Source organism: Agrobacterium sp. GW821-FHT02D03, assembly GCF_059421725.1.
In genome coordinates, this window is the sequence record NZ_JBWKVN010000002.1 from 1,722,975 (window position 1) to 1,734,800 (window position 11,826).

Here is an 11,826-nt window from a genome sequence, read left to right on the forward strand (position 1 = left end):
CGGGTCCAATCGCTGTGCCTGACGTGGCTTAGAGACCCATGCCGACCAGCTTGTCGATGCTTTCCTTGTCGATCTTCAGCAACTGATCGACAACGATGGTGTTACCCTCGGGGTTGATCTTCCCAAGACCTGGGATATCGTCGCCAGCCTTGGGTGTTTCACCCTTGGAGAGACGATCTGCCAGGGTGACGAAGACTTCGCCGGCCTGCTTGGGGTTCCACATGAAGCCGCCGGTCAGAGCGCCGCTCTTGATAAGCTTGGCGCCCTGTCCGGGAGAAAAGGGACCGATGACAAAGACCTTGCCATCCTTGCGACGTTCTTCCACAGCGCGTCCTGCGCCGATAGGGCCTTGCGAACCGAAGGCCAGGAAGCCCTTGAGATCCTGATTTGCAGACATGAGGTCGAGCGCTGTGGAGCGGCTCTTGTCCAAATCTTCTGCAACGCCATAACGGTCGCCGACGAGCTTCATGTCCGGATAATTTGCCTTGATGTACGCAATGGCTGCGTCAGCCCAGGCGTTGTGCAGTGGAACGGTGAGCGAACCGACGAAGACTGCATAGGAGCCCTTGCCGCCCATCTTTTCACCGAGAAGCTTGCCGTGCGCTTCACCGAAGCCTTTAGCGGATGCCAGTTCGAAATCCCAGTCTGTGCCCTGCTGCTTCGGGGATTCATGCGTGATGACCCTGATGCCGGCTTCCTGTGCCTTTTTCAGCACGGGCTCAAGCACCTTCGCATCGTTTGGAACGACGCCGATGACATCGACCTTCTGTGCGATCAGGTCTTCGATGGCGCGAACCTGAAGGGCAGGGTCGGCGCTGGTTGGGCCGACCATGAAGCCGTTTACGCCGAGCTTGGCGCTTTGCTCCTTGATGCCTGCCTCCATGGCATTGAACCACGGAATACCGCCGATCTTGACGACGACGCCCACCTTGGGTCCTTCAGCAAAAGCCGTGGATGCGAGCAAGGCAAGAGACAGACCCAGTGCGGCTGAAATGATTTTCTTCATGAATGTTCCTCCTCCAAAAGACGTGTACAGCAGGTGTCTCGCCACAGCTTTTGAGCTCTGTGTACGATCACTTCGATCTCGGCTATTCGAGATTTTCCTCCTGCTACTCCCATAGCGCGCATCGTTTGCACAATCGATATTTCAAATTTGCACAATCGATGGTGCATGGAGGTTAGGCGCGGTTTTTACTTCCGTCAAGAGGCGGATTGCTCTACACATCGATTTCGCAAGGAGGACGAGAAATGGCAGACCTGACCTCGAAGAAGGCCACGATCTACGATCTGTCGGTATTGTCGGGGGCTTCGGCTTCGACGGTCAGTGCAGTGCTGAATGGAAGCTGGCGTAAGCGCCGTATCTCGGAGGAAACTGCTGGCAAAATTCTCTCGCTGGCAAAGGCCCAGCGCTATACCGCCAACCTTCAGGCAAGGGGGTTGCGCAGCTCGAAATCGGGTCTCGTCGGATTGCTGGTTCCGGTTTATGAGAACCGGTTCTTTTCCTCCATGGCGCAGGCGTTCGAGGCCGAAGCGCGCAAGCGGGGCCTCTCGCCAATGGTGGTCTCCGGGCGGCGCGATCCTGAGGCAGAGCGCAAGACAGTTGAGACGTTGATCGCTTACTCGATCGATGCGCTGTTTATCGCGGGTGTCGCCAATCCCGATGGCGTTCATCAGGTTTGTGCCGGTGCAGCCCTGCCACACGTCAATCTCGATCTTCCTGGCAAGCTGGCGTCATCCGTCATTTCCGACAACAGGCATGGTGCGGAGATACTGACACGTGCGATACTGGAGCATGCGTCACGCGACGGCGCGCTTTCGCCTGATGACGTGGTGCTGTTCGGTGGACATGACGACCATGCGAGTCTGGAACGTATCGCAGGATTTGATGCAGCCAAGAATGCTTATTTCGGAACGGTCTGCAGCAGAGTAGCGGTGGAAAAGACAGGCTACTCACCGCGTATGACGGATATTGTCCTTGAAAACTATTTCATGCGCCACGGCCGTTTGCCGCGTTGCTTCTTCGTCAATTCGTCCATCAATTTCGAGGGTCTTCTGCGTTTTATGGGGCGGCATGATCCGGCGGTGGTCGCGAACATCGTGGTCGGCTGTTTCGACTACGATCCCTTCGCGTCGTTCCTGCCGTTTCCGGTCTACATGATCAAACCCGATATTTCGAAAATGCTGGAAGTCGGTTTCGAACTTCTGGATTCGTCGCCGGGCGAGCCGTGTGTGACCATTATCGAGCCACAGCTGATACCGCCGCGCACTGCGCTGACCGGCCCGCTCGACGATGTCAGTGAAACCCTGCGCACTTAATGAACAACGTGAAGGCATGATCAAGCCGAGGTCACTCGCAAGGCGTGCCTCGGCCAATCCATGATCAGGAATCCCGCAGCGATCTTATACTTGCCTGAAGGGTGCAAAAGGCGTCGTAACGCCGATCATGCAGTTGCTGGAGCGTTCCAGAGGCGGGCTCGCATGTCTTGCCGGGCTTGCTGAGCTTTTGCATTCCCTGTTTGAGATCGGTGAAGACCTGCGCAGCGGTTGCGCCAAGAAGGGCCGCTCCCAAGAGGACAGGCTCTGCGGTCTGCGGCGCAATAACGGGCTTGCCGCTGGCATCGGCAAGAAGTTGGCGGATGAGATCATGCTGGCCGGCACCGCCGCTGATGATGATCTGGTCAATCCCTGCGCCAGCCTTCGTCTGTGCCTCGATGATCTGTCGAAGCCCGTAGCCGATCCCGCACAAACCAGCCACATAGAGGGCGACCAGACTGTCGAGATCGCGCTCCATCCCAAGCCCGGCAATGACGGCGCGAGCAGCCGGATCGGCAAACGGTGCGCGGTTTCCGAGGAATTCAGGAACCACATGAAGGCCTCGCGCAAGCGTGACGACCTGAGAAGGAGAAGCGCTTGTGGCAGATGCCATGTTGGCGAGCATGACGGGAAGCGCAACGCCGGTAACACGCGCCTTTTCATGCGCCTCGGGAAAAGAGGGATGAAGGCTGATCAGATGGTCGATGGCCGCACCGGCAGCACTTTGTCCGCCCTCATTCAACCACAGGCCAGGCACCATGGCAGAGTAGTAAGGACCCCAGACACCGGGAACGAATTTCGGCTCTTCGGTCGAGGTCAGCGTACAGGAGGACGTGCCGAAGACATAGGCAAGGTTTGATTCGGGCGTTCCACCGATCCCGACCGTGCCGATGCCGCCTGCATGCGCATCGATCATGCCGGCAGAGACAGGCGTACCCGGTAAAAGGCCGAAATCTTCCGCAGACTTGGCCGTCAGCCCTTGACCGACCGGCGTACCGGGCTCGACGATCTCCAGTCCAATGCGGGCAAAGTTCTCGTCAGCCAGTTCCGCTAGACCGATCTGGCGGAAATAGCTCGGGTCCCACCGCTGCTCATGGGCAATATACGTCCATTTGCATGCCACCGTGCAGGTGGAGCGCGCGAGACTTCCCGTCGCTCTCCATGTGAGGAAATCAGCGAGATCGAAGAACTGCCATGTCCGTGCAAAGATCTCCGGCCGATTTTCCTTCAGCCATAACAGCTTTGGCGTCTGCATTTCAGGTGATATGCGTCCGCCGACATAGCGTAGAACATCGTGGCCCTGCGCATTGATGCGCTCTGCCTGTTCTACGGCACGGTGATCCATCCAGACGATGATGTCGCGCGCCGGGGTTTCAGATGGGCCGACCGGCAAAGAGCGCCCGCCTTCGCCCAGCACCACCAGCGAGCAGGTGGCGTCGAAGCCTATGCCTACGATATCGTCCGGCGAAGCGCCTGCGCGTAAAACCGCTGTGCGCACGGCATATGAGACTGCCTGCCAGATATTCTCGCTCGACTGCTCCACCATGTGGTGGGCATCCTGATAGATGTCGATGTCGTGCTTGGCCGTTCCAAGGCAATCGCCTTCCTCATCAAAAATGCCGGCGCGCGCACTGCCGGTGCCGACATCGACGCCGATGAAATATCTGGAACGGCTCATGGAAAACTCTCCCGCATTACAACTCCACCTCAATCCCGGCTACAGATCGACGCTGTTGGGCAGGATCACGAGATCTCGTATCACGACATTGCGAGGGCGGGACAGCATGAAATAGACAGCTTCGGCGACTTCTTGCGGCTGCATCAGGCTTCCATTGGCGAGCGCCTCCTCCATCTTTGCTTTCGGCCAGTCATCCAGAAGAGCCGTGACAACCGGGCCGGGCAACACTGCGCCGACGCGAACGCCATGGGGCGCGACTTGTCGGCGAGTGGAATGGACGAAAGCCTGGACGGCGAATTTGGACGCGGTGTAAATCGGCTCCCAAACGACAGGAACCACACCGGCGACAGAGCTGGTAAAGAGAATGTCGCCCCTCTTTTGAGCGATCATGTGCGGAAGCACGGCGTGAACGCTACGGAAGGCAGCGTTGATATTCAGATTGAGCATCTTGTCCCAGCTGTCGGGATCGCCTTCTGCGACAGCACCGCCGATATACGCGCCCGCATTGGCATGGAAAATATCGAGCCGTCCGGCTTCAGCCAGAATGCCCGGAAGCATCCCCGAAACCTCTTGGCCGTTCAGGAGGTTGACGACAAGCATACGGCAGCGCTCTCCAAGCTCTGAACAGAGCGCCCGCAAACGGTCCCCGGCGCGATCGATCAGAACAACTGTCGCACCCTCATCGAGAAGTTTGCGTGCGCAAGCCAGGCCAATGCCGGATGCCGCACCGGTGATGGCTGCAACCTTGCCTTCAAAGCTATCGGTCATGTGAGGCTTCCTCCCTACAGTCATTATGCCTTTGTCAATCGAACGTCTGTCCGATCTCTTGTTTTGCGTCCCTGAGTGGTGATGGACGCTTTTTCGGCCTCAGTCTCAGAGCGCCTTGCCGTCCGCAGTGAAGAGATAAATGTGCGCATGGTCGATATCCGCGCTGATTGTCTCGCCCTGCGTCACATCCGGCCGGCCGTTCACCACAATGGTGACTTGTTCTGCTGGCGTACGGGCGTAGACCTGGGTAGAGCCCCCCAGATTTTCGGCGAAATCGAGGGTGAGATTGAGCATGGAATGGCCGGTGCCGATCCTGATATGCTCGGGCCTGAGGCCAACCGTGACGATATCTCCGGGGCGGAGCGTGTTGCTTCGCGGATGGCTGAGCACGAGGCTTTGCCCTTGAAATGCAGGATGCGAAAGACGCAGGCTCGTCGCATCCGCACCCTCGACTTCTGCGGCCAGGAAGTTCATTTTCGGCGAGCCGATGAAGCCTGCGACGAAGGTATTGGCTGGACGGTCGTAAAGTTCTGTCGGCGAACCGATCTGCTCAACCAGACCGGCGCGCAGAACAACGATACGGTCTGCAAGAGTCATCGCCTCTACCTGGTCGTGTGTGACATAGACCATCGTGGCACCGAGATTGCGGTGAAGCTTGGCAATTTCGACGCGCATCTGGCTTCGCAACTCCGCATCGAGGTTGGACAGCGGCTCGTCGAATAGAAAGATTTTTGGATTGCGTACGATCGAGCGGCCAATGGCGACGCGTTGGCGCTGGCCACCGGACAAGGCGCGTGGTTTGCGTTCCAGAAGCGGCTCGATCTGAAGGATGCGGGCGGCATCGCCGACGCGTCGTTTGATCTCCTCTTCGGACAGCTTCGCCATGCGCAGACCGAACGCCATGTTGTCGAACACGCTCATATGCGGATAGAGCGCATAAGACTGGAACACCATCGAAACTTCACGCTTGGCGGGCTCTTCGTAGGTTACATCCTTTTCATCGATCAGGACCTTACCCGAACTCACGTCCTCCAATCCGGCAATCATGCGCAGCAGCGTGGACTTGCCGCAGCCAGACGGGCCGACGAAAACGACGAATTCCCCCTTGGACGCTGATATATCGACGCCCTTGATGACGCCAAGTTCGCCGAACTGTTTCTTGATGTTTTCCAGCTGAAGGAAGGTCATTCTTCGTTACTCCCAATCTGTGAGCGGTTACCGCGCAAGCGGTGCGACGCCCGCTTGACTATTGACGTTTGCTGCGGTCCGGCGGTGCTTCCCGCAGAAGCGCCTCCGCGGATGCCTGATCTGTCACCAGTTGTTTGACGTAACCGGCACGCAGGATCGCGCGGATGATTTTAAATTTGTATAGGCCGCCCGAAGCCAGGATCGAATGTCGCACCGCTTTGAGATCCTTCAGTGCCAGAGAAAGGACGCGCTCTGCCAGCGGATGATCGATTGGGTTGCCGTCCTCGTCGAGAAAGACACCGAGTAGGTCTCCAATCGCCCCGGCGTCCAGGAGCGAAGTAATGTTCTCCGATACGGTCGGCGTCTGGACCAGCAGCGAGCGGGGCGTCATGTCTCCGCACGAAACGAGCGCGATGTCGACCGAGGTTGCGCGCCGCATCGTCTCGCGAATGCCATGATGGGACAGAAGCGCTTCCCGGCTTTCTGCTGTTGGAAAATAAAGCGGCGCCGTCAGATACCAGCATTCGGCGGAGATCGCCCGGGCGTAGCCTGTCGCAACCTCGAATGTGCTCGAGCCTGACCCGCGCGTTAGTCCGCCCATGATCGACGTGACCCAGCTTTCGGGCAGGGCGCGTGGCGTCAGCCGTTTGAGACCGGCGGACAGGGTTTTCCCCCAGCCGACGCCAAGCCCCATTCCGTCCTGCAGCATTCCATCAAGCAAAGCACCGGCGGCCTCGCCGATCACGCGTTGATTTTCGGCGTCATCCGGCAGCGTGGGGGTCACACATGCGCCTTCCAGGCCAAAGCGTTCTTTCAGCTTATGCTCAAGATCGATGCAATCGGCCATCGGCAGACGAATATCGACCACGACGGAGCCATCTGTGCGGATCTGTCCAAGGATCTTGTTGACCCGCAACCGTGTCAATCCCAACTGATCGGCGATTTCCTGTTGGGTCATGCCTCCAATGAAATAGAGCCATGCTACGCGGGCGCGGGTCTGCTGCGCATTGAAATCATCTGCAGCCACACCATTATCCGTTTCTTTGTTCACCATCACTGTCACTCCTGGCTTAAGCAAAGTCCTGCTTAAGGGTGCTGACGGTGCTCTTCAATGCGTCGAGTATGGAGACGCTGTCGCGTTCGAACGGGTAGAAGACCTCAAGAAATACGGGGCAGGCCGAAAGACCTGTCCGCGCGAGCTCAGCCTTGACCTCGCGCGGCTTCACACGTCCCGCTTCAGTGAAGTCCCAATGCCGGTCAAGAATAAAGTCTGTCTGCTGGATATGAACGGCGGAGATCACGTCCTGCAACTCGGCAAGCCATGGCTCCATCGTGTCTGCCTGCTCGCCATAAAGCGGTAAGATGGTGCCGTGGCCCCAGTCGACGCAGAAGGTCCAGGGTGTGGCGCTACCGGCCGCATCTGTCATCATCCGTCGCGCTTGCGCAATCGTCCATGGCCATTCCCGGCGCATGGGCGTCGGCTCGACATAAAGCGCAGACAGGCCTGCGGCCTTTGCCTTTTGGCCGAGCCGCATCATTCTCTCGAGCAGGCTATCATAGTCGCGTTCGTCGATGGCGTCAGCCTCGGTGCCATCCGGCCTTGAGGCAACGGCGCCCAAAGGACCGCCGACTGCGGGAATGCCCGCTTCGGTGGCGAAATCATAGGCGCGCTCCAGCCAATGTTCGGCGTAGGCCCGTACCTCTTCGTCCGGATGAAGCAACTGGTTGAAGGTGTAATGAGCCAAACCGATGAAGGCACTGTGAATAACGATACCGTAATCGGCGGCGGCATTGCGGACATCTTTGGCATGCCGCGATACGACTGCCGAAGGCCACATCGGGTCGACGAGATCGAAGGAAAACTGGATCTTGTCCAGTCCAAGAGTATCGCGCACGACAGGTGCCCAAAGCTGCGGCGTGATCCACCGCTTCACGCAGAAGGAAAGGTTGACACCAAGTGGGTTCGATGCGCTCATTTGGTCGCTCCCATCGTCAGGCCGCGAACCATGTGTCGCGAAACGATCAGTGCGAAGATTGTCACCGGCAGAACGATGACTGTGCCGGTTGCCATGATCTTGCCCCAGGGCAGCTCATAGCCGGACATGAAACTGGTGGCGGCGACGGGCGCCGTCTGGACATTGCGTCTCGTCAATACCAGTGCGTAAAGCAGTTCGTTCCAGGAGAAGATGAACGAGAAGATTGCAGACACCGCAATTCCCGGGGCGCCAAGCGGCAGATAGATTTTGCGGAAGATCGTGAACTGATCCGCGCCATCCAGTCGCGCCGCCTGTTCCAGATCCGGCGGAATGGACTTGAACTGATCGGTGCATATCCACACGACGATCGGCAGGTTGAAGGTCAGGTAGATCAGAATGAGGACAAGATGCGTGTCGAGAATATTGAGTTGCAACGCTAGAATATAGACGGGCAGTGCGAGGACGATCGGGCTCGTCATGCGGTTCGAGATGAACCAGAACCACAGGTCAGATTTGCCGCGAAAGTCGTAGCGGGCTAGGGCATAAGCCGCAGGTGCCCCGAGTGCAACGGCGAGTGCCGTGGTGCAAATGGCGATGATCAGAGAATTACCGACGCCTCCAAGCACCTTGGAGTCGGCGAAAATTTCACGGTAGTGATCGAGCGTCGGCGTAAAGAGCCAGACTGGCGGAGAGGCCAGAATGTCAGACTGCGACTTAAAGCTTGCCGAAACCATCCAGAAGAAGGGAAACAGCGTAAAGAGGACGACTGCGGTGAGCCCTAGAGCGTGTAGAACCTTGCCGGATGACAGGCGCATCAGTTCACCTCCTTATAGAGAACGCGGATATAGAGACGGCTGAGAAGGATCGTGATGATCAGCAGCAGGATCGCCTGGGCGGACGCCGTGCCAAGATCGAACACGCGAAAGCCGATACGTTGAATGTAGATCGATACGAGATCGGTCGCCGATCCGGGGCCGCCACGGGTCATGACGAAGACCATGTCGAAGAGCTTCAGAACGTCTGCCGAGCGCAGGATCAAAAGGGCGGTCAGTCCCGGCATCAGATAGGGAAGTTGGACAAAGCGCAACAAGGACAGCTTCGATGAGGTTTCCAGCCGCGCAGCCTCCTCGATTTCACCCGGCACCATGGAAAGCCCGGCCAGGAAGATCAGGGCGCAGAAGGGTGTCCATTGCCAGATATCCATGATCGCGATGGCTGCGAAGGCGCCGCTTTGCGATCCAAGCCAGTCGATACCGCCGATTCCAAGGACATCCAGAAACCAGTTGGCGACGCCGAAATCACCGTTGAAGATCAATCGCCCGATAAGGCCCACAACGGCATAGGTGGTCGCAAGCGGCACGACGAGCGTCACTCGTGCCAGCGATTTGAGAAAACCCATGCCAGGCTTGTGCAGCAGAAGCGCAATCATCAGACCCAGCACGATCTCGATCGGCAATACGGTGACATAGAATTTGGTAGTCAGGAACAATGACGCCCAAAATGTGCTGTCGGACAGGACGGACGCGTAATTTTCAAACCCGACAAAGGGGAAGCCTTCGCGTGGGCGCGCGATATTGTAGCGACGAAACGATGTCACCAATGCAAATATCGTCGGATAAATCCCGATGATGAACAGCGTCAATACCGCGGGCGCCAGAAACCAGAACGGCGTCCACCGGCCATAGCCGCGGTTCGGTCTGGAGGTGAGTTCTGACATCGGTCTTTCCTCTCAATGCATAGCAGGCGTCGGCACTGCTTTCGCCGGAACGCTTTCGGCTTTATTCAAGGTTCGTGTGATTGGCGCGCATCGCATCGGGCGTCACGTTCAGACGGTCACGCACGGCGAGAACGAGAAGCTCGAAGGCAACGTAGAGCGCGCCCTCATAGAGCGATCCCATCGGCAGGACCGATTGCGTGTCGCCCTGATCGTCGGCCATGGTTTGCGCCGGTATATGCAACACACAATCAGCCTGGCTTGCCGCCTTGCCTTGAGGTTGTGCCGTCACGACGAGAATGCGGGCACCAGCGTTGCGCGCAACGCCGATCAGGGCCGAGACGGTTGAGAAATCGCCAGGACCAGCCGAAACGATCAACAGATCGCCTTCAGCCACGGGCGGCGTGGTCATGTCGCCCACCATGGCGCAATGCAGTCCCAGATGGAAAAGGCGCATCGCCAGTCCCTTGATCTGGAGACCTTCGCGCCCGACGCCATAAAAGGCGATCCGCCGGGCTTTTGTGATTTCCACAACCGTCGCTTCGAATTGCTCCGTGGCGATGTCGCGCAGGCAGACGCCAATCTCGGCAAGGGCTTGGTCTGAGAGATGCAGCATGGATCGGTTCCGGTTAAAGGATCGGCAGGGGGTGGTGACAGCAATTGCCGCCACCCCCTGCCGTGCAATGACCTCTTGTAGATTTGCGCTAGAGGGTTACTGCAACAACTGCTTCTTGCCGTCGTAGTAGCCTTCCTTCTTCAGGATATCCTCCATGCGCGTGCCGATTTCCTTCGATCCTGCTTCGACCGAAACCTCGCCAAGCATCATCTTGGAACCCCACTCGGCAACGACTTCGGAGATGGCTGGCCATGCCGGGAAACGTGGACGGAATTCCGGAACGCCCTTCTGCCAAGAGGCGACCATCGGCTCGACGAATTTGTACTTCGCCTTGATCTCCGGGTCGTTGTAGACGGACATACGGCCGGAAACGCCGCCAGCTTCCACATAGGCCTTGGCGATGTCCTCAGAGGTTGCCCACTGAATGAACAGCCAGGTCGCCTTCTTCTGCTCTTCGGTGGCCTGCGCGGCAACCGCCAGAGAGAAGCCGCCAAGGGCAGGGAGGCGGCCAGCAGGGCCCGCGGGCTCTGGCGCTACCGCGAGGCAGTCTCCGAGCTTGGAGGTCGCGGGATCGACCAGCGTGCCGTAAAAGGCAGACCATTCCGTGATCATTGCGACCTGACCCTGGGCCAGGGAGTTGACAGCTTCTGCGTGGTCGAAGGACACGATGCCGGGTGGCATATATTTCATCAGATCCTGACGGAAGTTGAGGCCAGCCTGGCTTTCCTTGCTCATCAGGTTGGACTTGAACTGCTTGTCGAGCAGCGAGCCACCGAAGGGCCAGAGCATACGCATGAAGCTGTCGGCCGACTGCGTTTCTCCGCGCAGCGATTGCAGGGCGTATGCATATTGGTTCTTCGATGCGTCGGTTAGCTTTGGCGCGTAGACCTTCATCAATTCGTCCCACGTTGCCGGTGGCTTGTCGAAGCCGGCATCCTTGAGCTTGCAGGAGTTGTAGAACATCAGGCCCGAATAGTTGTCGAAGGGCAGGCCGTATGTTTTTCCACCCCAGGAGCCGAACGCATTGAGCAGAAGCGGGAAGAAACCATCCAGCTTGAGGTTCGGATCTGTGATCGACTTGTCCTTGGTGAAATTGTCGATCGGGTCGATCCAGCCGTTCTCGGCAAATTCGCCGATCCAGACGAGATCGACCAGGGCCATCGTGAGGTCGCCTTGCGAGGTGAAGTTCAGCACTTCCTTCTCGCGCGTATTCTCATAAGGAACAATTTCGTAGTTGACCTTGATGCCGGTCTTCTTTTCAAACTCCGGAAGGAGCTTGATGATCGCCCGATAACCTGGGCGATCGAGGAATATACCGCTGATCTCCGTACCCTTTAGCGGCTTGGCCGCATCTTCTAGCCAATCAGCATGTGCCAACATGGGTGCGCCAGCGGCTCCAGCAGCCAGCGCCAGAACGCTGACGCACACTCTCAACAAACGTTTCATGCCACTCCTCCTATGGTGCCTGCCTTATCGCGCAAGCTTGTTTCAGTCTTCAGTCACTTAACAATGTCTGCCGAAAAGCGCTGCTCGTCGCTCGACACCGCCTCTTCCCAAAATGCTCTTTCCCTCG

The 11,826-nt window shown here is 58.0% G+C and carries 11 protein-coding genes; 1 reads left to right on the top strand and 10 read right to left on the bottom strand.

Annotated elements, in window-relative coordinates; all coding sequences use genetic code 11:
• Positions 1 to 28: 28 nt before the first annotated feature.
• Positions 29 to 1,006, bottom strand: a complete 978-nt coding sequence (locus AC07U5_RS21165) for a substrate-binding domain-containing protein (protein WP_494724176.1) — start codon at positions 1,004 to 1,006, stop codon at positions 29 to 31.
• 242 nt (positions 1,007 to 1,248) lie between these two features.
• Here AC07U5_RS21165 and AC07U5_RS21170 point away from each other — a divergent pair, with 242 nt between their 5' ends.
• Complete coding sequence (locus tag AC07U5_RS21170; RefSeq protein WP_296104867.1) at positions 1,249 to 2,316, top strand: LacI family DNA-binding transcriptional regulator; 1,068 nt, start codon at positions 1,249 to 1,251, stop codon at positions 2,314 to 2,316.
• A 64-nt stretch (positions 2,317 to 2,380) separates the two neighbouring features.
• Here AC07U5_RS21170 and AC07U5_RS21175 read toward each other — a convergent pair whose 3' ends face one another.
• The 9 genes from AC07U5_RS21175 to AC07U5_RS21215 form a co-directional block, all read right to left on the bottom strand.
• Entirely contained in the window at positions 2,381 to 3,991 is a 1,611-nt protein-coding gene (locus tag AC07U5_RS21175; RefSeq protein ID WP_494724177.1) for an FGGY-family carbohydrate kinase, read from the bottom strand.
• 39 nt (positions 3,992 to 4,030) lie between these two features.
• Positions 4,031 to 4,759: an SDR family oxidoreductase gene (locus tag AC07U5_RS21180; protein WP_494724178.1), complete on the bottom strand. Its 729-nt coding sequence runs from the start codon at positions 4,757 to 4,759 to the stop codon at positions 4,031 to 4,033.
• A 105-nt stretch (positions 4,760 to 4,864) separates the two neighbouring features.
• Complete coding sequence (locus tag AC07U5_RS21185; RefSeq protein WP_494724179.1) at positions 4,865 to 5,947, bottom strand: ABC transporter ATP-binding protein; 1,083 nt, start codon at positions 5,945 to 5,947, stop codon at positions 4,865 to 4,867.
• 58 nt (positions 5,948 to 6,005) lie between these two features.
• Positions 6,006 to 7,001 carry a sugar-binding transcriptional regulator gene (locus AC07U5_RS21190; RefSeq protein ID WP_494724180.1) on the bottom strand — a complete coding sequence of 332 codons (996 nt, stop codon included), beginning with the start codon at positions 6,999 to 7,001 and terminating at the stop codon, positions 6,006 to 6,008.
• Positions 7,002 to 7,017: 16 nt separating this feature from the next.
• Positions 7,018 to 7,923, bottom strand: coding sequence for a sugar phosphate isomerase/epimerase family protein (locus AC07U5_RS21195; protein ID WP_494724181.1), 906 nt, complete (start codon positions 7,921 to 7,923; stop codon positions 7,018 to 7,020).
• Complete coding sequence (locus tag AC07U5_RS21200) at positions 7,920 to 8,738, bottom strand: carbohydrate ABC transporter permease (protein ID WP_062424443.1); 819 nt, start codon at positions 8,736 to 8,738, stop codon at positions 7,920 to 7,922. The genes AC07U5_RS21195 and AC07U5_RS21200 overlap by 4 nt, the downstream gene beginning before the upstream one ends.
• Entirely contained in the window at positions 8,738 to 9,640 is a 903-nt protein-coding gene (locus AC07U5_RS21205) for a carbohydrate ABC transporter permease (RefSeq protein WP_494724182.1), read from the bottom strand. The genes AC07U5_RS21200 and AC07U5_RS21205 overlap by 1 nt, the downstream gene beginning before the upstream one ends.
• A 61-nt stretch (positions 9,641 to 9,701) precedes the next feature.
• Positions 9,702 to 10,253 carry an SIS domain-containing protein gene (locus AC07U5_RS21210; RefSeq protein WP_494724183.1) on the bottom strand — a complete coding sequence of 184 codons (552 nt, stop codon included), beginning with the start codon at positions 10,251 to 10,253 and terminating at the stop codon, positions 9,702 to 9,704.
• 96 nt (positions 10,254 to 10,349) lie between these two features.
• Complete coding sequence (locus AC07U5_RS21215; protein ID WP_494724184.1) at positions 10,350 to 11,699, bottom strand: ABC transporter substrate-binding protein; 1,350 nt, start codon at positions 11,697 to 11,699, stop codon at positions 10,350 to 10,352.
• Between the last annotated feature and the right edge of the window lie 127 nt (positions 11,700 to 11,826).